Here is a 22,120-nt window from a genome sequence, read left to right as displayed (position 1 = left end):
CAGTCTTTGCAACGGGGTTGCCGTTTTTACTTGCTCTTGTCCGGAAACGCCGGACGCGCCGGACGCACGGGCGGGTTCTTCGCCAGCTCGGCCTGGATCACCTCGATCGCCTTTTCCAGCTGCGGATCGCGGCCGGCGATGACGTCGGCCGGCGTCTGCTCGACTTCGATATCGGGCGGCACGCCTTCGTTTTCCACGCCCCAGCCATTCTCGCGGGTCCAGAAGGCCAGGTTCGGCGCCGTGATCGTGCCGCCATCCATCAGCACGGGGAAGCCGAGGATGCCCACCAGACCGCCCCAGGTCGCCTTGCCGATCAGCGGACCCATGTTATTTTTGCGGAACATCCACGGCAGCAGGTCGCCGCCCGAGCCGGCCGTCTCGTCGATCAGCATGGCGCGCGGCCCCTGGATCGAGGCCGATGGCGTCTTCATGTCCGCGCCATAGCGCATGGTCCACCAGGCGATTTCCTTCTTCTGCAGGATCTCAATGTAGTAATCGGCCACGCTGCCGCCGCCATTGAAGCGTTCATCGACGATGATGGCCTGCTTGTCCGCCTGCGGGAAGAAATAGCGCTTGAAGTAGGTATGGCCCAGGCCTGCCGTATTGGGCACGTACACATACGCCACCTTGCCATTGGTTGCCGCGTTCACCTTGCGCATATTGCCTTCGATCCAGTCGCGGTTGCGCAAGGCGTCCTCGCTTGGCACGGGCACCACGGTGATCGTGCGCGCGCCCCTGCCATCGGCCGAAGGACCGACGGTCAGGTCGATGGCCTTGCCGGCCGTATTCTCGAAGGCGCTGTAGATATTCGTCGGCGGCGCCAAGGGGCGGCTGTCGACGGCCAGCAGGTACTCGCCGGCCTTCACGTTCAGGCCGGGTTCCGTCAGCGGCGCGCGCAGTTCAGGATTCCAGTTCAAGCCGCCGTACACCTTCTTGAAGCGGTAACGGCCGTCGCTCACTTCGTAGTCGGCACCCAGCAAGCCCCCCGGCACCTTCTTCGCCTCGATGAAATCATCGCCGCCGCCACCACGGTGGTGGCCCACGGCCAGCTCGCTGCACATCCACTGGATCAAACGATTCAGGTCCGCGCGGCTGGACAGCTCGGGCAGGAAGACGGCGTACTTGTCGCGCATGGCTTTCCAGTCCACGCCATGCATGCCCGGGTCATAGAAGTAATCGCGGTTGATGCGCCACACTTCGTTGAAAATCTGCGTCCATTCGGCGCGCGGGTCGGCCTTCACTTCGATGGCATCGACCTTGACCTTGCCTTCGCCTGGCGCCAGCAGCTTGCCCGTGGCGGACCCCATGGCCCAGTTATCCTTCTGGCGGTACAGCAGCTTCTTGCCATCGGCGGAAATGTCGAAATCATCGGCTTCCGCCACCACCGTTTCCGCCTTGCGCTCCTTCAGATCAAAGCGCTGCACGGCCTTCTTGCCATCGCTTTCGCGCAGCAGGAAGATCTGCCCCGCCGCGCCAGCGGTCAGATTGGAGAACTGCGCGGCAGGCAGCGGCAAGTCGACGATGCGCGTGGCGATGCCGTCGAAATCGATGTGGATGGGCGCCACCGGCAGCACCGTCACTTTCGGGTCGTCGCGGCCCGTTTTCGGATCGATCTTCGCTTCGCTCTTCGGCTCCGCTTCCGCCTTCGCCGTGTCTTTTTTGGCGTCCGCGCCGGCAGCCTTTTCCTCGTCGCTTTCCTTGATCAGCGGCGACGGCAAGTCGCGCCGCAGCACGGCCATCCATACCGTGCGCGTCACCAGGTTGTCCGTGTTCTGCTGCGAGAACCAGTTGTTGCTGGGGCCGGCATTCGTCGAGGCAAAGAAGTACAGGTACTTGCCGCTCTTGTCGAACACGGGCTGGGCCACGTCGGACAGGCCATCGGTGACGGGCATCGACTTGTTCTGTTCGATGGAATAGATGTAGGCGCTGCGCGTATAGGTGGGCGAATTGAGCGTGTAGGCCAGCCAGCGCGAATCGGGCGCCCACGAGGCGCGCATGCTCTTGTCGACGCCATACATCGGTTCCGTGGCGATCTTCTGCACCTTGCCCGTGCCGACATCGATCACATACATGCTCCAGCCATTGTCGGCAAAGGCGATCTTCCTGCTGTCGGGCGACCAGACGGCGTTGTCATAGAAACCGCTGCCATTGAGCTTGAACTTGCGCACCGCGCCCTTGCCATCCTGGGAGAGCACATGCAATTCATACTCGCCCGACTCGTCCGAGAAATACGCGACCGAGCGGCCATCGGGCGACCAGATCGGCGAGCGCTCGTTGGCGCCGGCCGTCTGCGTCAGGTTGCGCACATCGCCCTTGTCGGCGGGGATGGTGACGATCTCGCCCCGGTACTCGAACGCGACCCTCGCGCCCGATGGCGAGATGGAAGCGTCGCGGATGTACTTCGCATTCTTGACCCAGCGCGGGCGCGTCTGCCCCAGATCGCTGGCCACGCCGATGGTCAGTTTGTGTGCCTGGCCGCTGGCGATGTCGAACGCGTGCAGGTAGCCGGCCTGTTCGTAGACGATCTTGCCGTTCGCCGCCGAGGCGTTCAGCACGGGGAAGTCAGTGTGCTGCGTCAGCTGGCGCACGGCCTTGGTCTTCACGTCATAGGCAAACAGGTTGAATTCGCCGTTGCGGTCGGAACGGAAGTACACGGTGTCGCCCAGCCACATGGGGTCGACGTCGTTCGAGCGCGTCGTCGGCTGGGGGATTTTTTCAATCGACTTGTCGGACGACGAGAATAGCCACAGCCAGGAATTGGTGCCGCCACGGTAGCGTTTCCACTGCTTGAAGGCCGGCATCAGGGGGTTGTAGGCGATGCGCTTGCCATCGGGCGAATAGGCGGCGCGCGAGGCGTTGGGGATCTCCAGCTGTGTTTCCACGCCGCCCGCCACCGGTACCGTAAACAATTTCTGAAAGCGGTTGTTGAAGGCGGCGCGGGGCGAGGTGAACATCACGGACTGGCCATCGGGCGTGAACGCCTGCGCCAGGTCGGCACCCGGGTGGAAGGTCAGGCGGCGCGGCACGCCGCCCGCCGCCGCGATCACATACACGTCGACATTGCCATCGATATTCGCGCTATATGCGATCAGGCTGCCATCGGGCGAGAACACGGGATTGGACTTGTCGCCCAGGTCGGAGGTCAGGCGCCGCGCGCCGCCGCCGTCCAGGTTCGACAGCCACACATCGCCCGCGTAGATGAAGGCGATGTGCCGGCTGGAGACGGCCGGTTCGCTCAGCATGCGGGTGTCCTGGGTATTCGGCAGGGCCAGGGCCGGGTGGCTCAGCAGCAGTGCGCTGGCGGCCGCGATGGCGGTCAAGATGCGTGTCTTTTTCAATCGATGTCTCACTTATGATGTAAGGAAGCAGAGGATGTCAACGGTCCGGGTCGGACTCAATGTTGCTTGATGCCAATGACAACTATACACCGGAGCCAGCGCGGAACACGGTAAAATACCGGCAATTACATCGCCGGCCACCAGCTCTTCCCATTGGCCCGCACACCTACTCAAAGCGCCCCATGTCTGAAAAATTCCTGTACTCCCTCGCCCGCCCGCTGCTGTTCTCGATGGATGCCGAAGCGGCCCACCATTTCACCCTGCCGGCCCTGAAACGCGCCAGCGCGCTGGGCCTGACCAGGCTGTCCGGCAAGCCGGCGGCCGATCCGCGCACGGTGATGGGCATCACCTTCCCGAACCCCGTCGGACTGGCCGCCGGCCTGGACAAGGATGGCGCCTACATCGATGCGCTGGCCGACCTGGGTTTTGGCTCGATCGAAGTGGGTACCGTCACGCCGCGCGCGCAGGCGGGCAATCCGAAACCGCGCATGTTCCGCCTGCCGCAGGCGCAGGGCATCATCAACCGCATGGGTTTTAACAATGGCGGCGTGGACGCCTTTGTGGCCAATGTGCAGGCGTCGAAGTTCTACCAGAACCGCGCCGGCGTGCTGGGCCTGAACATCGGCAAGAACGCCGACACGCCGATCGAGCGGGCGGCCGACGACTATCTGCTGTGTCTGGAAAAAGTCTACCCGTATGCCAGCTATGTGACGGTGAACATCTCCTCGCCGAACACGAAGAATTTGCGCCAGCTGCAGGGCGCATCGGAACTCGACGCCCTGCTGTCGCAGCTGAAAGAGGCGCAGGCGCGCCTGGCCGACAAGCACAAGCGCTACGTGCCGCTGGCCCTGAAAATCGCGCCGGACATGGATGGCGAACAGGTAAAAAGCATCGCCGAATCGCTCACGCGCCACCAGATCGACGGCGTCATCGCCACCAACACGACCCTCTCGCGCAGCGCCGTGGAAGGCATGCCGCACGGCGCCGAAGCGGGCGGCCTGTCGGGCGCACCCGTGTTCGAGCTGTCGAATAATGTCATCCGCCTGCTGAAGGCGGAACTGGGCGATGCGCTGCCCATCATCGGCGTGGGCGGCATCATGCAGGGTAGCGACGCCGTGGCCAAGTTCGAAGCGGGCGCGCAGCTGGTGCAGCTGTACAGCGGCCTGATTTACGCCGGCCCTGCGCTGATCAAGGATTGCGCCCGCGCGCTGCGCGGCAAGCAGGCCCGCTAAGGAAGGCGCATGGAAAAGATCAAGCTGGGCGCCAGCAGTTTGGAAGTGAGTAAAATCTGCCTGGGCACGATGACCTTCGGCGAGCAGAACAGCGAAGCGGAAGCGCACAGCCAGCTCGATTATGCGCTGGAACGCGGCATCAATTTCATTGATACGGCCGAGATGTATCCGGTGATGGCCAGCGCGCAGACGCAGGGCAGCACCGAGCGTTACATCGGCAGCTGGCTGAAGAAAAGCGGCAAGCGCGGCGACATCGTCCTGGCCAGCAAGGTAGCGGGGCCGAACTCGCGCATGCACTGGATCCGCAATGGCAAGACCGACCACGACGCGGTAAACATCCGCGCCGCCGTCGAAGGCAGCCTGCGCCGGCTGCAGACGGAGCACATCGACCTGTACCAGCTGCACTGGCCCAGCCGCAACCTGCCCATCTTTGGCGCCAGCGTCTACAATCCGCGCAAGGAGCACGCGTCGGTGGCCATCGAGGACACGCTGGCCGTGCTGGGCAAGCTGGTCGATGAAGGCAAGATCGGCCACATCGGCGTGTCGAACGAATCGTCGTGGGGCGTTTCCGAATGCATCAAGCAGGCCGAAATCAAAGGCCTGCCGCGCATCGCCTCGATCCAGAACCTGTACAACCTGACGGCGCGCCATTTTGAAACCAGCCTGCTGGACGAAACCTGCCACCGCGAGAACGTGGGCTTGCTGGCCTACAGCCCGCTGGCGTTCGGCCAGCTAACGGCGAAATACCTCGACGATCCGCAGGCCAAGGGACGGCTGACCATCTTCCCCGCCGGCTGGAGCCCCCGCTACATCCGCCCCGCCACCGTCGAAGCGGCGCGGCAATATGCGGCGCTGGCGCGCGCGCATGGCATGACGCCAGCGCAACTGGCGCTGGCCTGGTGCTATTCGCGCTGGTTCGTCGCCTCGACCATCATCGGCGCCACCAGCCTGCAGCAGTTGCAGCAGAACATCGATGCCTGGCACATCACCCTGTCGCCGGAACTGGTGGCGGCCGTCGATGCCATCCACGCCAGCCTGCCCAACCCGGGACAGTAAGCGGCCGCGTCTGGCGGTGCAGTGCAGTGCAGTGCAGTGCAGTGCAGTGCAGCATGATGCAAGGCCAGACGACCAACTCTCATCGCGCATAGTCGCATTTATACAACACCCCGCAATTTACTGCCGTGCAGCATTGCAGCCTTGCCATGCCCGGTCGTATGCTGGAAACAAGGCTATATGCGCTACCCGCGCCATTTGGCCGTGGTTCAGATATTTATTGCATATCGATAGACACAACTATTCGTAAGCACGCCCCAAGCCCACTGTTACTCTGATGTCATCACCGGACCGCCATGGTCCGCGCATCCCCTAACCGAGAGATATTGTCGATGAGTTCAAGCACCGCCCGCCCCCACATTCCCGCCCTCCCCGTGAAAACCGTCCTCGCCGCCAGCCTGATCGCCTGCTTCAGCTTGCCGATGCAAGCGCAAGCGCAGCAGGAATTGCCAGCCGATGGCGAACTGCAATCGGTGGTGGTCACCGGTACCTTCGCGAAGAACCGCCGCACCATCGATTCCGAATCGCCGATCGACATCCTCACCTCGCGCGACCTGCAAAGCACGGGATCGACGGAACTGGCCACCGTGCTGAGCCGCCTGCTGCCGTCGCTGAACTTTGCCCGCGCCACGGGCGCCGACGCCAGCGACGCCGTGCGTCCGGCGCAGCTGCGCGGCCTGTCGCCCGACCAGACCCTGGTGCTGGTAAACGGCAAGCGCCGCTACACGTCTGCCGTCGTCAACGTCAACGGTTCGCTGGGCCGCGGCTCGGCACCCGTCGACCTGAACGCCATCCCGCTGGCCGCCATCGACCACGTGGAAGTGCTGCGCGATGGCGCGGCGGCCCAGTACGGTTCCGACGCCATTGCCGGCGTGATCAACATCATCCTGAAAAAAGGCGCGGCCGGCGGCGACGTCGAAGTGGGCTATGCGCAGACGCAGGAACATGACGGCAAGCAAAAAAGCATCAAGGGTTCGGCCGGCTTCAAGCTGGGCGACGACGGCTGGGTGCGCATCTCGGCCGAGTTTGCAGACCGCGACCCGACCAACCGCGCCGGCGCCGACTTCCGCAACCCGGCCGAGCCCCGCTACGGCAAGGTCAACCAGCGCTATGGCGACGCAGAAACCCAGCCAGCCACCGTCTTCGTCAACAGCGAATACCGCATCAACGACAATATCGACTGGTATGCCTTCGGCAACTATGGCAAGCGCGACACGTCGGCCGCCGCCACCTGGCGCACGGCCTACAACGGCACCGCCCTGCGCACGCCCGTGTACCCGGAAGGCTTCTTGCCACTGCAAAACAGCACCCTGACGGACCAGTCCATCGTCACGGGCCTGCGCGGCGAAGCGGCCGGCTGGCGCTGGGATGCCAGCCTGAACTACGGCAGCAACAAATTCGAGCTGGACCTGGATAACACGATCAACCTGTCGATCGGCGTGCAGGGCGCGAACAGCCCCACACATTTCTATGCCGGTTCGCTGAAAAACGAGCAGACCGTGTTCAACCTGGACGCGGCGCGCGAATTCCCCGTGTCTTACTTTACGGGTCCGCTGACGGTGGCCGTCGGCGCGGAAGCACGCCGCGAGAAATACAGCATCGGCGCCGGCGACGAGGCGTCGTACATCGGCACCGGCTCGCAAGGCTTTGCCGGTTTCCGCCCGGCCAACGCGGGCAGCCATTCGCGCCACAACGAATCGCTGTATGTGAACCTGGAAGCGGAAGTGACGAAACAGCTGTCCGGCGGCGTGGCCCTGCGCCATGAGCGCTACAGCGACTTTGGCAGCACCACCTCGGCCAAGGGTTCGGCCCGCTATGCCTTCACGGATGCGCTGTCCCTGCGCGGCACGATGTCGAGCGGCTTCCGCGCGCCGTCGCTGGCGCAGCAGTACTACACCATCACCACCACCAACTTCCAGGTCATCAACGGCGTCAACACGCCGATCGAGACGGGTACCTTCGCCGTCAACACGCCGCAGGCGCGCGCCCTGGGAGCGCAGGACCTGAAGCCGGAAAAAGCCCGCAACTACAGCCTGGGCCTGCAATTCCAGCCGAACCGCAACTTCACCACCAGCATCGACGCCTACCGCATCGACATCGACAACCGCATCCTGTTCTCGGCCAACCTGGCGCTGAACGATGCGCTGAAGTCCCAGCTGGCAGCGCAAGGCACGCCGGTGGGCGCGGCGCGCTACTTCACGAATGCCGTCGACACGCGCACGCAAGGCGTCGACATCGTCAGCACCTACCGCATCGACCTGCAGGACAAGGACCGCCTGGACTTTACCGTGGCCTACAACCACAACAAGAGCAAGGTACAGAAAATCGCCGACAACCCGGCCATCCTGACGGCCAACAACCTGAAGCTGATCGACCGCCAGAGTATCGACCGCATCACGGTGACGTCGCCGAAAGACAAGTTCAGCCTGGCCGCCGACTACGGCTTCGGCATCTGGAACGTACACGGCCTGGTGACACGCTACGGCAGCTTCACGGTGCCGCAGAACGATGTCAAGCTGGACCAGACGTATGACCCGCAATGGGTGCTGGACGTGTCCGGTTCCGTGAAGCTGGGCAAGAACTGGCGCCTGGTGGCCGGCATCGACAACGTCACCAACCGCTACCCGGCGCAAGTGACCAGCGCCGGCAACCTGAACGTGGCAGGCACGCAGCCGTACAGCATCTTCGCGCCGAACGGTTTCAACGGCCGCTACTACTACGCCAAGGCTGGCTACAGCTGGTAAGCGGCACGCCGGCATATAAAAAAGCCCGGAGACGCGATGCGCCTCCGGGCTTTTTTTATCAGCACTTGCGTCTGGCTATCCCGGGATTAGCCCCGGCGGCGGCGCGCCATGAAGCCCAGCAAGCCCAGGCCCATCAACAGCATGCCGTAGGTGGCCGGTTCCGGTACGGCCGACACGGCGCTATAGGCGCGGAAGTTGCTGATGCCACGCGGCAGGTTGCCGAAATTGAACACCGTGTTGGCCGCGACCGGGCTATCCCAGTGGAACAGCAATTCGCCACGGCCATAATGGATGGCCAGGTAGTCGAAGCTGGAATTGATGCTGAAAGTACCGGACTTGCTGCTGGCCAGGTCGCCCTGGGAAGCCAGCACGAGGGAAGCGGTGCCGCTGGTTGGCAAGCCGAACTGGGTGGTGACCAGGCTCTTGATCGCGGCCGCGCTTTGCGCGCCGGCCGGGTTGGCACCGTCATATACCCAGACTGACTCGGCAGCAATAGGGCCGTAGGTGACGGTATTGCCGCCCACCGTGAAGCCGCCCTTGGCAGGATTGCTGATTTCTACCCAGCTGGCCGCTTGCGCCAGCGGCGCCAGGCAAGCCGACACGGCGAGGCAGAGACCCAGCACAGCATGTTTAGTCGTATTCATGGTTTCCCCTATTGATCGATTTCAAAATTTGCAATGTTAATTATATTTTTGTCACATTTATTTGCGCTTGGACAAAAGATATCATTCAGGAAATCAAAATGCAATAAAAGAAACATCCTCGACCATTGAAAATTCCAATCGGTCTCATGCATTGATTGTATGAGTCTGCTTTGCGCAGTGTCATGCTGCGTGCAACTGGAGCGCGAATTGGGCGGGCTGGAGTGAAGTGTTGTTAATGCGCACTCGCGCATGCGCTATTCAAACAAGCCCATCCGATATTATCGCGCGCCATATTGCGCCAGCGCAGACAATCGCCATGTTTGCTGCCGAACGGCGCCTGGCCGCGTCCTATCATGCTTGCTCCTGCCGACATCCATCACGGAGCACGCCATGCAGACTTTGAACAAGTTGAGCCCCTCCATCACCGACATGATCCGCTTCGACCATAGCCATGTGCTGCTGGCCTTTCACCAATACACCATCAACAAAAAGCACGCCGTCAAAAAGGCCCTGGCTGAAACCATCTGCAGCGCGCTGGAAATCCACGCGAGCCTGGAAGAAGAAATCTTTTACCCCGAAATGCGCCAACTCGTTGGCGATGCCGCGGTCATGCAGAAAAGCGTGCCGGAGCACCAGCAAATGCGCCGCCTGATCGCGCAGTTGCGCGCAACGGATGCCGCCGCCTCCCAGCATGACGCCCTGCTGCTGGAACTGATGCGCGATGTGCTGCACCATGTGGCCGATGAAGAAACCGTGCTGCTGCCGGAAGCGGAGGCGCGGCTGACGACAAAGCGCTTGAGCGAGTTGGGCGTGCAGATGACGAAACGCCGCATGGCGCTGATCAAGCCGCAGGCAGGCAAGATCGCCACCAATACGCTGCTCGGCTTTTCCAGCAGTACCACGGCCTGGATCATGGGTGCGGCCGGCGTGCTGCTGGCTGCCAGACTGTTCACCCGCAAGGCGGCCTGAACATCGCAGCGCTGTGGCCAGGCAGGCGGGCAATCAGCTACCATGGGAGTTCTTCCACTCCGATGACGGATCACCATGCCCAGCTGGCACCTGGCCGACGCTGCCGAACTGGCGGCGCGCCACCCCTACACTTTTTACAAATCCCCACCCGACGCCATCGCCCAGGTGCGCCCCGGCGAGGTGGTCAAGTTGATCTTCGCCTTCCACAGCGACGACCCGCAAGCACCGGGCGCCGAGCGCATGTGGGTGCTGGTCGATACCGTGGAAGCGCATGGCCGCTTCACTGGCAAGCTCGACAACATGCCCCGCTACATCGCCGATCTGCACGCCAAGGACACCATCACCTTCGCGGCCTGCCACATCATCAATACGCAGCACGACGATGACGACAACCTCGTCAACCGCTATGCGGGCCTGTGCTTCGTGACAAAAAAAGTGCTGGAAGACGGCGCGCCTGTCGGCTATCTGTACCGCGAGGTAGCGGACAACGACAGCGACAGCGGCTGGCGCTTCACGGCCAATGACGAAAGCGACGCCTACATGAACGACAGCGCCAACGTGGCCCTGGTGTCGCTGGGCGCCGTGCTCAGCGTCGATGACCGCTTTATCAGGCTGCTGGATGCACCCGCCGGTGGGGCGTTTGCTTTTGACCATAACACGCAGCAGTTCGTGGCGGTCGAAGAATGAAGGTCGCCGCATTGAAGGAACTATGCGCGGCCCTGCCCGGCGCGCAGGCCGTCCTGTACGGCCCGCCGTCGAACATCCTCGTGTACGAAGTGAGCGGCAAGAAGTTTGCCTACTTCAAGACCAGCACGCCTGAACAGTGGCGCTTCAGCCTGCGCGCCAGCGCCGAACGTTTTATCGAGCTGACGGACATGCCCGGCGTGAAACCGGCCCGCTACATGGGCCGTTTTCACTGGGTAACCATCGTCGACGTGGCGCGGTTCCCCGCCGACTACCTGGCCGAGCTGGTGCACGATTCGTACACGCGCGCCGTGGCCAGCCTGACGCGGGCGCAGCGGGCGGCCATGCCCTAGAGGGCTTCCTCGCCCGCCATGGCGCGGTCGATATCTTCGCGCGTCAGGTCCGGCGCCAGCTGCAAAATGAATTCGTAGGCATACGAACGCAGGTAGGCGCCACGGCGCACGGCCAGGCGTGTCGTGTTGGTGGCGAACAGGTGCGACGCTTCCACGGCCCGCAAGCCCTTGTCGCGGCCGTGGTCGAATGCCATCGAAGCAACGATACCCACGCCCAGGCCCAGCGCCACGTATTGCTTGATGACGTCGGAATCCATGGCCGTCAGGATGATGTCGGTGGCCACGCCCGCCTTGGCAAACGCGTCGTCGATATGTCCGCGCCCCGTAAAACCCTTGTCGTAGGTAATCAGGGGGTACTTGGCCAGGTCTTCCAGGCGGATCGGCGAGTGTTCGAGCAGCGGATGGCCGTCCGGCACGACGATCAGATGGCTCCAGCGGTAGCACGGGAACGACACCAGGTCGGGGAACTGGCTCAGGCCTTCCGTGGCGATGCCGATGTCGGTCTTGCCGGACAGCACCCATTCCGCGATATGCTCGGGCGCGCTCTGCTGCAGCGCGATGCGCACGTCAGGGAATGCTGCGCGGAAGCTTTGCACCACTTTCGGCAGCGCATAGCGCGCCTGCGTGTGCGTGGCCGCCACCGACAAGGTGCCGCTGGTCTGGCCGCTGTATTCGAGGCTGGCCTGCTGCAGGTTTTCCGCCTCGATCAAGAGGCGGTCGACGATTTTCAAAATGCCCTTGCCCGGCTCCGTCAAGCCCGTCAAGCGCTTGCCGTTGCGCTCGAAAATGACCACGCCCAGCTCATCCTCGAGTTCGCGGATTTGCCGGCTCACGCCCGGCTGCGACGTGAACAGCGCGTTGGCCACTTCCGTCAGGTTATAGCCGCGGCGGGCCGCTTCGCGGATGGAACGCAGTTGTTGAAAATTCATGGTGGTTCCAGCCTTTTAGGTTCTTGTTGGTTCGACGAACACGTGCAGGCGTTTCGGGCGGACCACCAGGGTCTCGCCTTCCTTGAGCTGCAAATGGGTAAAACGCTCATTCGACATCACCGCTTCGATCAGTTCGCTGTTATCGACGCGCTGCAAGTCCAGCTGGGCCAGCGGGCCGATCGCGTGCGCGCGGCTCAGTTTCACGACGATGCCTTCCGCGCCCTGCGTATAGCGGTCGATTTCCAGGTCGTGCGGACGCACATAGGCCGTGCCCTTGCTGTCGCTCACGCCCGCATAATCGGGCACCTCGAAACTGGCGTCGCCGGTGGCCATCACGCCGTCATGCACGCGGCCGTGGAACAGGTTGACGTTGCCCAGGAAACCATACACAAACGGCGAGGCCGGGTGGTTGTAGACTTGTTCTGGCGAACCCAGTTGCTCGACGGTGCCCTTGTTCATCAGCACCACCTGATCGGCCACTTCCAGCGCTTCTTCCTGGTCATGCGTGACGAAAATGCTGGTCACGTGCAAGTCGTCATGCAGGCGGCGCAGCCAGCGGCGCAATTCCTTGCGCACCTTGGCGTCGAGTGCGCCGAACGGCTCGTCAAGCAGCAGCACGCGCGGCTCGACAGCCAGGGCGCGCGCCAGGGCGATGCGCTGGCGTTGGCCGCCCGACAATTGTGGCGGATAGCGGTCGGCCAGCCAGTCCAGCTGCACCAGTTCCAGCAAATCTTTCACTTTGCGGCGGATCTGGTCTTCCGAAGGACGCTCGCTGCGCGACTTCACGCGCAAGCCGAAGGCCACGTTTTCAAACACGGTCATGTGCTTGAACAGCGCATAGTGCTGGAACACGAAACCGACTTGCCGCTCGCGCACGTGGCGGTTTGACGCATCTTCCGCGTCCAGCAGCACTTGCCCGCTGTCCGGATGTTCCAGGCCGGCAATGATGCGCAGCAAGGTGGTCTTGCCGCAACCCGAAGGGCCCAGCAGGGCCGTCAGTTCGCCGGCGGGAAAGTCCAGCGAGATATTGTCGAGAGCGACGAAATCGCCGAAACGTTTATTGATGTTTTTAACTGCGATGGTCATGATCAGTGCTCCGTAGAACGTAAGGCGGAATCGTCGGCGTCGCTCTCGTTCAAACGCCACTCAATGAAAGCTTTCAGGGCCAGGGTCACCAGGGCCAGCAAGGCCAGCAGGGAGGCGACGGCAAACGCGGCGGCGAAGTTGTACTCGTTGTACAGAATCTCCACTTGCAGCGGCATGGTGTTGGTTTCGCCACGGATATGGCCGGACACCACGGACACGGCACCGAACTCGCCCATGGCGCGGGCGTTACACAGGATCACGCCATACAGCAGACCCCACTTGATGTTCGGCAAAGTGACCCTGCGGAACGTGTTCCAGCCCGATGCACCCAGCACGATGGCGGCCTCTTCCTCTTCGCTGCCCTGCGACTGCATCAGCGGGATCAGTTCACGCGCCACAAACGGGAAGGTGATGAAGATGGTGGCCAGCACGATGCCGGGCACGGCAAACAAAATCTTGATATCGTGCGCCTGCAGCCACGGGCCGAACCAGCCCTGGGCACCAAACATCAGCACATAGATCAGGCCGGAAATCACGGGCGAGACGGAAAACGGCAAGTCGATCAGGGTCAGCAGGATGCTCTTGCCACGAAACTCGAACTTGGCGATGCACCAGGAAGCGGCCACGCCGAATACCAGGTTCAGCGGCACGGCGATGGCGGCCGTGATCAGGGTCAATTTAATGGCGGAAATCGCGTCCGGATCGATGATGGCGGCGATATACGCTTCCCAGCCCTTCTTGAACGCTTCGGCAAACACGGCCACCAGGGGCACGATGAGGAAGGTCGTCAGGAACAGCAGGGCGATGGTGATCAGGACCGTGCGCACCCACAATGGCTCCAGCACGACGGGGCCGATATTCGGTTCGATGCGGCGCGTTTTGGGCAGGGCATTGTCCGCGCCGGCGACGGCAGTGATATTCGTACTCATGTTTTCTTGGCCTTTCCACGCGTCCACGCTTGCAGCAGGTTAATCGTCAACAGCAGCAAAAAGGAGACCACCAGCATCACCACGGCGATGGCCGTGGCGCCCGCGTAATCGTATTGCTCCAGCTTGGTAATAATGAACAACGGCGTGATTTCCGACACCATCGGCATGTTGCCGGCGATAAAAATCACGGAGCCGTACTCGCCCGTGGCGCGCGCAAAAGCCAGCGCAAAGCCCGTCAGCAACGATGGCAGGATGGTGGGAAAGATGACGCGGATAAACGTCTGCAGGGAGTTGGCGCCCAGGCTGGCAGCGGCTTCTTCCAGTTCCTTTTCCGCGTCTTCCAACACCGGTTGCACGGTGCGCACGACGAAGGGCAAGCCAATGAAGGTCAGCGCCACCACCACGCCCAGCGGCGTGAACGCCACCTTGATGCCCAGCACGCCTTCGATGAACTGGCCGAACCAGCCATTCGAGGAGTACAGCGCCGTCAGGGTGATACCGGCCACGGCTGTGGGCAAGGCGAACGGCAAGTCGACCAACGCGTCGATGATGCGCTTGCCAGGGAACTTGTAGCGCACCAGCACCCAGGCCAGGATGCCGCCAAACACCACATTCAACAGGGCGGCGATCAACGAGGCGCCGAACGTCAAACGGTACGACGCCATCACGCGGTCGGACGTAACGGCGCTGAAGAAGGCGTCCCATGTCATGGTGAAGGTTTTCAGGAACACCGACGACAGCGGGATGAGGACGATCAAGGCCAGGTAAAAGAGCGTGAAGCCCAGTGACAGCTTAAACCCTGGCATGACCCGAAACGGCGCTCCGCGCGCCTTGACCGGTGCTACTGCAGACATACGGACACTCCTTCTTATTACATTTTTGAGTTATAGGCCGCAATATTCACATGCAATCGTTATAAAAAGAACTAACCATTTCTCATTTGCTTAGATGGATTTTGCATACTTAGTAATGGAAACGCTGGACGAAAAAAAACGCACCGGCGAGGTGCGTTTTTGTAGGAACAAGAGTGCCGAATAAAACGTTCAGGGCTAGGCGCGTTGCCGAAGACAGTACGAATGTACGGCGAGGCAATGCAACGACGCCATGGACGTTTTTTCGGTGCTCTTACTTGTTCGGCTGCGGCGTCAGGCGCAAATATGGTTTCGCTGCCGTAAAGCCCTTCGGATATTTCTGCTTGATCACGTCCGGGTCTTGCACGGTCAATGGAATGATGACGTCGTCGCCGTCTTTCCAGTTGCCTGGCGTGGCCACCGTGTAGCCGTCCGTCAATTGCAGGGCATCGATGACGCGCAGGATTTCATTGAAGTTGCGGCCGGTGCTCAGCGGATACGTGAGGATCAGGCGCACTTTCTTGTTCGGGTCGATGATGAAGACGGAACGCACGGTTGCCGTGACGGACTGTTCCGGGTGGATCATGTCGTACAGCACCGACACTTTCTTGTCGACGTCGGCGATGATGGGGAAACCCACCACGGTGTTTTGCGTTTCTTCGATATCCTTGATCCAGCTCTTGTGCGATTCGGCCGCGTCGACGGAGAGGGCGATGGCCTTCACGTTGCGCTTGTCGAATTCCGGCTTGAGCTTGGCGGTCAGGCCCAGTTCCGTCGTGCACACGGGCGTGAAGTCGGCCGGGTGGGAGAACAGCACCACCCAGGAATTGCCAGCCCATTCGTGGAACTTGAGCGGGCCGATGGAGCTGTCTTGTTCAAAATCAGGGGCGACATCGCCCAGGCGTAAAGTCATCGTGATCTCCTCAATGAGTGGTAGGCGTTCAATAATAATATAGTAATGCGTATCTGACAGAAGCGTAGCGAGCGGCAGCGAGTAGTGACCAGGAAGCGCAACCGTGCTCAGCACGGTGAGCATTGCAGGCCGCAAATCGCCAGGCGCAGCAGCCGCAATAGCCGCAGTAGCTTAGGACAGATACTCAAGCGGCCTGGCGGTGGCGGCGCTCTCCTTGCGCCAGATCAAACAGCGTCTGTAATTGTGCCTGGCCATAGATCCAGTCGCCCAAGTTCGACTCCGCGTTAATGTGGCCCAGCTCGCCACCATCGATGTACTTGCAATTCCAGCGGCGCGCCCATTGCGTGGCATGCTCGGCCGTCATCCAGGGATCTGTCTGGCTGGCGATCAGGATGCCGGGGCAAGGCAGGCGCTTTTGCGGCAAGGCTTTCGCCACGCCAAACTTGTCCGGATCGGCCGGCCCCACCAGCAGCACCCCGGCTACCCCGTGCGGATCGCGCGCCAGGCTGTGCGCCGTCGTCAGGCAGCCGAAGCTGTGGGCAACGATCAGGGTCGGGCGCGCATCCTGCCGCCGCACCCGATCCAGGCGCGCCGACCAGGTGGCCAGGTCGGGCGTGGACCAGTCATCCTGCTCGACCCGCTCGAATTGCGGATACAGGCGCTGCCAGCGGCTCTGCCAATGTTCGGGACCGCTGTTATGCAAGCCCGGCACGATCAGTACCCGGTAATCGGAAAAGCTGCGCAGCGCCATGATGATTGCCTTTCAGTCACGGTGTGGCAATCGTTGCCGATTGCCATCCGGTATTACTTAGGTTGGTAGATCTGGTCGAAGATGCCGCCGTCGGCAAAGTGCGCCTTTTGTGCGGTCGTCCAGCCGCCGGCGACCTGGTCGATGGTGAACAGGTTGACCTTGGCAAACTGCGACGCGTATTTCTTCGCCGCCTTGTCCGTGGCAGGACGGTAATAGTTCTTGGCGATGATGTCTTGCGCTTCGTCCGTGTACAGGTAGTTCAGGTAAGCCTCGGCCACCTTGCGCGTACCGTGCTTGTCGGCAAACTTGTCGACCACGGCGACCGGCGGCTCGGCCAGGATGCTGACGGACGGGGTGATGATGTCGAACTTGGTCGGGCCCAGTTCCTTGACTGCAAGATACGCCTCGTTTTCCCAGGCGATCAGCACGTCGCCGATGCCGCGTTCGACAAAAGTCGTGGTGGCGCCGCGCGCGCCGGAATCGAGCACGGGCACGTTTTTATACAGTTTGCCGAGGAAGTCCTTGGCCTTGGCTTCGTTGCCGCCCGGCTGGCGCAAGGCGTAGCCCCAGGCTGCCAGGTGGTTCCAGCGGGCGCCGCCCGAGGTTTTCGGGTTCGGCGTGATGACGGACACGCCCGGCTTGATCAGGTCGTTCCAATCCTTGATGCCTTTCGGGTTGCCCTTGCGCACCAGGAACACGATGGTCGAGGTGTACGGCGAGCTGTTGTGCGCCAAGCGCTTTTGCCAGTCGCCGGCCAGCAGCTTGTGCTCGGCCAGCGCGTCGATGTCATAGGCCAGGGCCAGGGTCACCACATCCGCTTCCAGGCCGTCGATGACGGCACGCGCCTGCTTGCCGGAACCACCGTGCGACTGCTTGATCTTGACATTGTCGCCCGTCTTGCCTTTCCATTCCTTGGCAAACGCCGTATTCACATCCTGGTACAGCTCGCGCGTCGGGTCATACGACACGTTGAGCAGGGTGATATCGGCAGCTTGCGCCGTTTGCAGGACGGCAAACGCGCTGATGGCGGCGGCAATGATGATTTTTTTCGACAGCATCTAAGATCCCCGGTGGTTGAACTTTCAGAGCCACCAGATTACGGCCCGACGACCATAAAGAGAACGAAGCGTTTCACCGTTTGATATGCGTTTTTCGCATATGGACAGCGCGCTGCGGGAATTGAACGGTTAATAGAAACGGTTGAACAACACCACCGCCCAGGTGGCAAAGGCCAGAATACAGGTCAGCAGCACGGCCGCGCTGCCGAAATCCTTGGCATTCTTCGACAGCGGATGGCGCTCCAGCGAGATGCGGTCGACCACGGCTTCCAGCGCGGAGTTGATCAGTTCGACGATCAATACCAGCAGCAGCACGCCGATCAGCACCAGTTTTTCAAAGGCAGAGATACGCAGCAGCAAGGCAATCACCGTACCGACGACGAACAGGCCCAGTTCCTGGCGAAACGCGTGTTCTTGGCGCCAGGCGGCCTTCAAGCCGTCAAGCGAATAGAAAAAGGCGGAGACAATGCGTTTCAGGCCACTCTTGCTCTTGAATTCATTTACAGGTTGCATGGTTTTCCAAAGTGACACACATGGCCACATTATGATGGCCGGCATAGGGATTGTGACAATTTTTTCGCTGAATATCTCGGAACATTTCACTATTTTTTCACATCATGGTATAAAGAAGGATGAATACTGCATTGCACCAAATCCATCATGAAAATTGAACCGGTCGCTGCCCCGAAGACAACGATCCAGGTGATCGAGCGCATGGTCGCCCTGCTCGATGCCCTGGCCAAATATTCCGACCCGGTCAGCCTGAAGGAATTGTCGAAAGTGTCCGGCCTGCATCCTTCGACGGCGCACCGCATTCTCAACGATATGGTGCTGACGCGCTTTGTCGACCGCATCGAACCGGGCACGTATCGCCTGGGCATGCGCCTGCTGGAACTGGGCAATGTGGTGAAAAGCCGCCTCAGCGTGCGCGAAGCGGCGCTGGACTTCATGCGCCAGCTGCACAAGAAAACCCAGCAAACCATCAACCTGTCCGTGCGCCAGGGCGACGAGATCGTCTACATCGACCGCGCCTTTTCCGAGCGCTCGGGCATGCAGGTGGTGCGCGCCATCGGCGGACGCGGTCCGCTGCACCTGACCTCGACAGGCAAACTCTTCCTCTCCGTCGATGAGCCGAAAGCCATCCGCGCCTATGCCACGCGCACGGGCTTGGCCGGGCATAACAAGAATTCCATCACGGATCTGCAAAAGCTCGAACGCGAACTGAGCCTGGTGCGCGAGCGCGGCTATGCGCGCGACAATGAGGAACTGGAACTGGGCGTGCGCTGCATGGCTGCCGGCATCCGCGACGACTCCGGCAAGCTGATCGCGGGATTGTCGATTTCGGCGCCCGCCGACCGTTTGCAGGATGAGTGGCTGGTCGACCTGGTGGAAACGGCGAACCAGATTTCGCTTACTTTGGGTTTTATCCCCCAAGACTGAGAACGCCTGACCAAACCTGCTGCACGGCGCGCTTTGCGGCCTGCGATGCTCACCGTACTAGAGCTAGAACTGAGCTAGAACTGGAGTACGGTGGCGCTTCTTGGCCACAAATCACTACCGCTCGCGACGGTTTTGTCAGGCGTCGTAATGACAGCCTTCTGCATTAACCGCCAGGCAAACTCATGTTGGCAGGCTTCAGCGCTTCCAGCCACTTGCGCATGCGGCCCGCATCGGCCGTCCGTGATTGTTTTCCCTTGGAATCGAGGAAGACCATGATCACGGCACGCCCTTCGATCACCGTCTGCATCAGCAGGCAACGTCCCGCCTCGTTGATGAAGCCGGTTTTCTGCAAGCCGATGTCCCAGCCCGGATTGGCCACCAGGTGATTCGTATTGCCAAACTGCATGGGCTGGCCGCTGGCTTCGACAATGGCTTTCGGGTCCGTCGAGTACTGGCGCAGCAGCGGATGCTGGAGCGCGGCCATGGCCAGCTTGCCCAGGTCGCGCGCGCTGGCCACGTTCATTTTCGACAAGCCGCTGGAATCGACGTAATGCGTATCCATCATGCCCAGCTGGCGCGCCTTGCTGTTCATGGCGTCGACAAAGGCGGGCAAGCCGCCCGGATAGTTGCGCCCCAGGGCCGAGGCGGCGCGGTTTTCCGAACTCATCAGGGCGATGTGCAGCATATTGCCGCGCGTCAGCTGCGAGCCCACTTTCAGGCGCGAGCTGCTGAACTTGGCGCGGTCGACATCCTCGTCCGTGACCGTCAGCAGCTCTTCCATGTCCTGGCGCGCTTCGACCACCACCAGGCCCGTCATCATTTTGGTGATGGAGGCGATGGGCAAGGCCACATTGGAATTCTTTTCAAACAGTACTTCAGCGTTGTTCTGGTCGAGCACCAGCGCCACGCTTGATTTGAGGTCGAGCGGATCGCGCGTCAGGTTCAGGCCAGCCAGGTCGCCCATGGTGGGCATCGGCGCGGCCATGGGCACGGCGACACTGGTGACTTTTTGATAGACGACCTTGCGCTTGCCGCGCACCGTGACGACCCGGCGCACGGTTTTTTCGCGCGGCGCGGCCGTCGCGCCCTTGCGCAGCACGACTTTGATTTTCTTGGTATTTTGTTTCTTGGCGGCTGAGGATTTGCCGTTCGCTTCCTTGGCGTGCACGGCCGCAGCCGGCGCCAGTGCAAACAACAGGGAAGCCAGGACACCCAGCGCAAGTTTAAACTTAGCCATTCGATAATTCCCCGTGAAGCTGTTGCCTTATTGCAGTGTAGCGAAATGCAGAGTAATCGCAAGCCTATTTAACAGTTAAGACAGTATTTATTGCAGTAATGGAATACAAATCGTTGGTGATCAGCAAACAAGCTCATCCTTAATGGCCTGTTTGCCTGTGCCAATCGATGGCAGTGTTTATTTGTCCATGAATTTAACAAAGCCATCGAGCGGCTCGCGTTGCGTGCTCAAGCGGTTCTCGACCTTGTCCGGATCGGCATGGCCAAGCGCCATGCCGCACACCACCATTTCACTGGCGGGAACGCCCAGCTCGTCGCGGATGATGTCATGGTAATGGATGAACGCGGCTTGCGGACAGGTGTCGAGTCCACGCGCGCGCGCCGCCAGCATGATGTTTTGCAAGAACATGCCATAGTCGAGCCAGGAACCCTGCTCCAGCACCCGCTCGATGGTAAAGATCAGACCGACAGGGGCATCAAAAAACTGGAAATTGCGCCCGTGCTGGGCTGCCATGCCGGCCGTGTCGCCCCGCTCCAGGCCCAGCAACTGATACAGATCCAGGCCGATCTTGCGCCGGCGCTCGATGAATGGCGCCGTCCACTGGCGCGGGTAATAAGTATACGATGCCGTGCGGGCCGGTGCGTCGGGCGCCTTTGGTGCTTGATAAGCATCAAGGATGCGGCGCGACAAGCGCTGGCGCGCTTCGCCCGTCAGCACGTACACTTTCCACGGCTGCATGTTGGCGCCGGACGGCGCGCGCGCCGCCACTTCCAGGATGCGCGCGATGTCTTCCGGCGCCACCGGCGTGGGCAAAAAGGCGCGGATCGAGCGGCGCGACACGATGGCAGCGTCCACGGCCTGCTGCTGTGTATATTCTTCGGGTACTCCAGATACGTGTTTGTTCACTGCCCTGCTCTCCTGCTGTTCTCTGCGCGTTCTTATTTCTTGACCACAAATACCACGCCGACGACGGCCACCAGCATGCCGGCAATGCCCAGCATATTAAACGCTTCGCCAAACATCAGCCAGGCCATCACGGCCGTCGTCGGCGGGGTCAGGTACAGCAAGCCCGTCACTTTCGTCGCATCGCTGCGGCGGATCAGGGCAAACAGCAGGAAGATGGCGCCGATGGACAGCACGAGTACCGACCACAGCAAGGCTCCGATGAAATTGCCTGTCCACTGCACATTGCTAAAGTGCATGTCCAGCCCTTCGTAATACAGGGCAAATGGCAAGACCACGACGATGGAAGCGGCAAACTGCACCACCGTGCCGGTGCGTAAGTCAAACTGCGGGCAATGGCGTTTTTGATACATGGTGCCGGCCGTCATCGACAGCAATGCAAACACGCACAGCAGTACGCTTTCCACCGTCAAGCCCACCAGGTTGATCTTCGCATACACGACCAGGGCCACGCCCAGCAGGCCGAAGAACAGGCCCAGCCACTGGCGCGGACGCACGGATTCGCCGATCAGCGGCGCGGCACAGGCTGTCAGCACGGGTTGCATGCCGACGATCAGGGCGGACAGGCCGGCCGGCATGCCCAGCTTGATGGCGCACCAGACGCCGGCCAGGTAGCCCGCCTGCATCAATATGCCGGCCACGGCGATCTGGCGGAACTGGCCCACGGGCCAGGGTGCGCGCAGGATCAGCACCAGCGGCAGCAGGATCACCAGCACGCCCAGGAAGCGCAGCAGCAGGAAGGTCAGCGGCGGCGCGTACGGCAGGCCAAACTTGGCCACGATAAAACCTGTGCTCCACAACAACACAAAGAAAGCAGGCAAGGCCATCGGTGTCAGGGTGGCAAGCAATGAGGATTTGCCGCTGGCGTCAGCCGCGGCGGGAAGATTGGACATGGTATCGGCTCGGGAAACAGGATACACACCGGGGCACTGCGCCGGTACGGGAG

General features: G+C 61.5%; 20 protein-coding genes. 7 read left to right on the top strand and 13 right to left on the bottom strand.

Features of this window, described 5'->3' with window-relative positions; translation table 11 throughout:
* Nucleotides 1–26: 26 nt before the first annotated feature.
* On the bottom strand, nt 27–3,320 hold the full coding sequence (locus ACQ4WR_RS15855) for a S41 family peptidase (protein ID WP_436488381.1): 3,294 nt from the start codon (nt 3,318–3,320) through the stop codon (nt 27–29).
* Between the two features lie 200 nt (nt 3,321–3,520).
* On the opposite strand from ACQ4WR_RS15855, the gene ACQ4WR_RS15850 reads away from it, so the two are divergent.
* The 3 genes from ACQ4WR_RS15850 (at nt 3,521) to ACQ4WR_RS15840 (ending at nt 8,367) form a co-directional block, all read left to right on the top strand.
* Entirely contained in the window at nt 3,521–4,570 is a 1,050-nt protein-coding gene (locus ACQ4WR_RS15850) for a quinone-dependent dihydroorotate dehydrogenase (protein WP_102292634.1), read from the top strand.
* Between the two features lie 9 nt (nt 4,571–4,579).
* The gene (locus ACQ4WR_RS15845; RefSeq protein ID WP_436488379.1) at nt 4,580–5,626 is read left to right on the top strand and encodes an aldo/keto reductase; all 1,047 of its coding nucleotides are present in this window, start codon (nt 4,580–4,582) and stop codon (nt 5,624–5,626) included.
* 329 nt (nt 5,627–5,955) lie between these two features.
* Nucleotides 5,956–8,367 (top strand): TonB-dependent receptor plug domain-containing protein, encoded by a 2,412-nt coding sequence (locus ACQ4WR_RS15840; protein ID WP_436488377.1) that lies wholly within the window; start codon nt 5,956–5,958, stop codon nt 8,365–8,367.
* A gap of 86 nt (nt 8,368–8,453) precedes the next feature.
* Here the strand turns inward: ACQ4WR_RS15840 and ACQ4WR_RS15835 are convergent, their stop codons facing one another.
* Nucleotides 8,454–9,011 (bottom strand): PEP-CTERM sorting domain-containing protein, encoded by a 558-nt coding sequence (locus ACQ4WR_RS15835; RefSeq protein ID WP_436488375.1) that lies wholly within the window; start codon nt 9,009–9,011, stop codon nt 8,454–8,456.
* A gap of 390 nt (nt 9,012–9,401) precedes the next feature.
* On the opposite strand from ACQ4WR_RS15835, the gene ACQ4WR_RS15830 reads away from it, so the two are divergent.
* From ACQ4WR_RS15830 to ACQ4WR_RS15820, 3 genes are all read left to right on the top strand, one after another.
* Entirely contained in the window at nt 9,402–9,980 is a 579-nt protein-coding gene (locus ACQ4WR_RS15830; protein WP_436488373.1) for a hemerythrin domain-containing protein, read from the top strand.
* 75 nt (nt 9,981–10,055) lie between these two features.
* Nucleotides 10,056–10,667, top strand: a complete 612-nt coding sequence (locus ACQ4WR_RS15825; protein WP_436488371.1) for an immunity protein Imm33 domain-containing protein — start codon at nt 10,056–10,058, stop codon at nt 10,665–10,667.
* Nucleotides 10,664–11,017: an MmcQ/YjbR family DNA-binding protein gene (locus tag ACQ4WR_RS15820; protein WP_436488369.1), complete on the top strand. Its 354-nt coding sequence runs from the start codon at nt 10,664–10,666 to the stop codon at nt 11,015–11,017. The genes ACQ4WR_RS15825 and ACQ4WR_RS15820 overlap by 4 nt, the downstream gene beginning before the upstream one ends.
* Here ACQ4WR_RS15820 and ACQ4WR_RS15815 read toward each other — a convergent pair.
* The 8 genes from ACQ4WR_RS15815 to ACQ4WR_RS15780 all read right to left on the bottom strand — a co-directional run bounded on the left by ACQ4WR_RS15815 (nt 11,014) and on the right by ACQ4WR_RS15780 (nt 18,047).
* Entirely contained in the window at nt 11,014–11,946 is a 933-nt protein-coding gene (locus tag ACQ4WR_RS15815; RefSeq protein WP_102292639.1) for a CysB family HTH-type transcriptional regulator, read from the bottom strand. The two genes, ACQ4WR_RS15820 and ACQ4WR_RS15815, sit on opposite strands and share 4 nt — an antisense overlap.
* A 15-nt stretch (nt 11,947–11,961) precedes the next feature.
* Entirely contained in the window at nt 11,962–13,032 is a 1,071-nt protein-coding gene (locus ACQ4WR_RS15810) for a sulfate/molybdate ABC transporter ATP-binding protein (protein WP_035821525.1), read from the bottom strand.
* 2 nt (nt 13,033–13,034) lie between these two features.
* The gene (gene cysW, locus ACQ4WR_RS15805) at nt 13,035–13,961 is read right to left on the bottom strand and encodes a sulfate ABC transporter permease subunit CysW (RefSeq protein WP_436488367.1); all 927 of its coding nucleotides are present in this window, start codon (nt 13,959–13,961) and stop codon (nt 13,035–13,037) included.
* A complete protein-coding gene (gene cysT, locus ACQ4WR_RS15800) occupies nt 13,958–14,767 on the bottom strand; it encodes a sulfate ABC transporter permease subunit CysT (protein WP_102292641.1) in 810 nt (269 codons plus the stop codon). The genes cysW and cysT overlap by 4 nt, the downstream gene beginning before the upstream one ends.
* Nucleotides 14,768–15,086: 319 nt before the next feature.
* A complete protein-coding gene (locus tag ACQ4WR_RS15795) occupies nt 15,087–15,725 on the bottom strand; it encodes a peroxiredoxin (RefSeq protein ID WP_034747512.1) in 639 nt (212 codons plus the stop codon).
* Between the two features lie 184 nt (nt 15,726–15,909).
* Nucleotides 15,910–16,476, bottom strand: coding sequence for an RBBP9/YdeN family alpha/beta hydrolase (locus ACQ4WR_RS15790; RefSeq protein WP_092795819.1), 567 nt, complete (start codon nt 16,474–16,476; stop codon nt 15,910–15,912).
* Between the two features lie 53 nt (nt 16,477–16,529).
* Nucleotides 16,530–17,534: a sulfate ABC transporter substrate-binding protein gene (locus ACQ4WR_RS15785; protein WP_436488365.1), complete on the bottom strand. Its 1,005-nt coding sequence runs from the start codon at nt 17,532–17,534 to the stop codon at nt 16,530–16,532.
* 129 nt (nt 17,535–17,663) lie between these two features.
* Nucleotides 17,664–18,047 carry a diacylglycerol kinase gene (locus tag ACQ4WR_RS15780; protein WP_102292643.1) on the bottom strand — a complete coding sequence of 128 codons (384 nt, stop codon included), beginning with the start codon at nt 18,045–18,047 and terminating at the stop codon, nt 17,664–17,666.
* Nucleotides 18,048–18,194: 147 nt separating this feature from the next.
* On the opposite strand from ACQ4WR_RS15780, the gene ACQ4WR_RS15775 reads away from it, so the two are divergent.
* A complete protein-coding gene (locus ACQ4WR_RS15775) occupies nt 18,195–18,974 on the top strand; it encodes an IclR family transcriptional regulator (RefSeq protein ID WP_102292644.1) in 780 nt (259 codons plus the stop codon).
* Nucleotides 18,975–19,137: 163 nt separating this feature from the next.
* On the opposite strand, the gene pbpG is transcribed toward ACQ4WR_RS15775, so the two are convergent.
* The 3 genes from pbpG to ACQ4WR_RS15760 form a co-directional block, all read right to left on the bottom strand.
* Complete coding sequence (gene pbpG, locus ACQ4WR_RS15770; RefSeq protein ID WP_436488363.1) at nt 19,138–20,211, bottom strand: D-alanyl-D-alanine endopeptidase; 1,074 nt, start codon at nt 20,209–20,211, stop codon at nt 19,138–19,140.
* A 177-nt stretch (nt 20,212–20,388) separates the two neighbouring features.
* Nucleotides 20,389–21,066, bottom strand: coding sequence for a nitroreductase (locus tag ACQ4WR_RS15765; RefSeq protein WP_436488361.1), 678 nt, complete (start codon nt 21,064–21,066; stop codon nt 20,389–20,391).
* An 83-nt stretch (nt 21,067–21,149) separates the two neighbouring features.
* A complete protein-coding gene (locus tag ACQ4WR_RS15760) occupies nt 21,150–22,067 on the bottom strand; it encodes a DMT family transporter (protein WP_374755217.1) in 918 nt (305 codons plus the stop codon).
* Nucleotides 22,068–22,120 lie beyond the last annotated feature (53 nt).

The sequence above is a fragment of the Janthinobacterium amylolyticum genome (genome assembly GCF_051380655.1).
Lineage (GTDB): Bacteria > Pseudomonadota > Gammaproteobacteria > Burkholderiales > Burkholderiaceae_D > Janthinobacterium.
This window is presented reverse-complemented; position numbering and strand designations above follow the sequence as displayed.

Coding starts and splice junctions, on each gene's coding strand:
- ACQ4WR_RS15790 (WP_092795819.1), bottom strand. CDS start 16,476: ATGGCGCTGCGCAGCTTTTCCGATTACCGGGTACTGATCGTGCCGGGC.
- ACQ4WR_RS15835 (WP_436488375.1), bottom strand. CDS start 9,011: ATGAATACGACTAAACATGCTGTGCTGGGTCTCTGCCTCGCCGTGTCG.
- ACQ4WR_RS15760 (WP_374755217.1), bottom strand. CDS start 22,067: ATGTCCAATCTTCCCGCCGCGGCTGACGCCAGCGGCAAATCCTCATTG.
- cysT (WP_102292641.1), bottom strand. CDS start 14,767: ATGCCAGGGTTTAAGCTGTCACTGGGCTTCACGCTCTTTTACCTGGCC.
- ACQ4WR_RS15815 (WP_102292639.1), bottom strand. CDS start 11,946: ATGAATTTTCAACAACTGCGTTCCATCCGCGAAGCGGCCCGCCGCGGC.
- ACQ4WR_RS15780 (WP_102292643.1), bottom strand. CDS start 18,047: ATGCAACCTGTAAATGAATTCAAGAGCAAGAGTGGCCTGAAACGCATT.
- ACQ4WR_RS15795 (WP_034747512.1), bottom strand. CDS start 15,725: ATGACTTTACGCCTGGGCGATGTCGCCCCTGATTTTGAACAAGACAGC.
- ACQ4WR_RS15785 (WP_436488365.1), bottom strand. CDS start 17,534: ATGCTGTCGAAAAAAATCATCATTGCCGCCGCCATCAGCGCGTTTGCC.
- ACQ4WR_RS15810 (WP_035821525.1), bottom strand. CDS start 13,032: ATGACCATCGCAGTTAAAAACATCAATAAACGTTTCGGCGATTTCGTC.
- ACQ4WR_RS15825 (WP_436488371.1), top strand. CDS start 10,056: ATGCCCAGCTGGCACCTGGCCGACGCTGCCGAACTGGCGGCGCGCCAC.
- ACQ4WR_RS15830 (WP_436488373.1), top strand. CDS start 9,402: ATGCAGACTTTGAACAAGTTGAGCCCCTCCATCACCGACATGATCCGC.
- ACQ4WR_RS15840 (WP_436488377.1), top strand. CDS start 5,956: ATGAGTTCAAGCACCGCCCGCCCCCACATTCCCGCCCTCCCCGTGAAA.
- cysW (WP_436488367.1), bottom strand. CDS start 13,961: ATGAGTACGAATATCACTGCCGTCGCCGGCGCGGACAATGCCCTGCCC.
- pbpG (WP_436488363.1), bottom strand. CDS start 20,211: ATGGCTAAGTTTAAACTTGCGCTGGGTGTCCTGGCTTCCCTGTTGTTT.
- ACQ4WR_RS15845 (WP_436488379.1), top strand. CDS start 4,580: ATGGAAAAGATCAAGCTGGGCGCCAGCAGTTTGGAAGTGAGTAAAATC.
- ACQ4WR_RS15775 (WP_102292644.1), top strand. CDS start 18,195: ATGAAAATTGAACCGGTCGCTGCCCCGAAGACAACGATCCAGGTGATC.
- ACQ4WR_RS15850 (WP_102292634.1), top strand. CDS start 3,521: ATGTCTGAAAAATTCCTGTACTCCCTCGCCCGCCCGCTGCTGTTCTCG.
- ACQ4WR_RS15820 (WP_436488369.1), top strand. CDS start 10,664: ATGAAGGTCGCCGCATTGAAGGAACTATGCGCGGCCCTGCCCGGCGCG.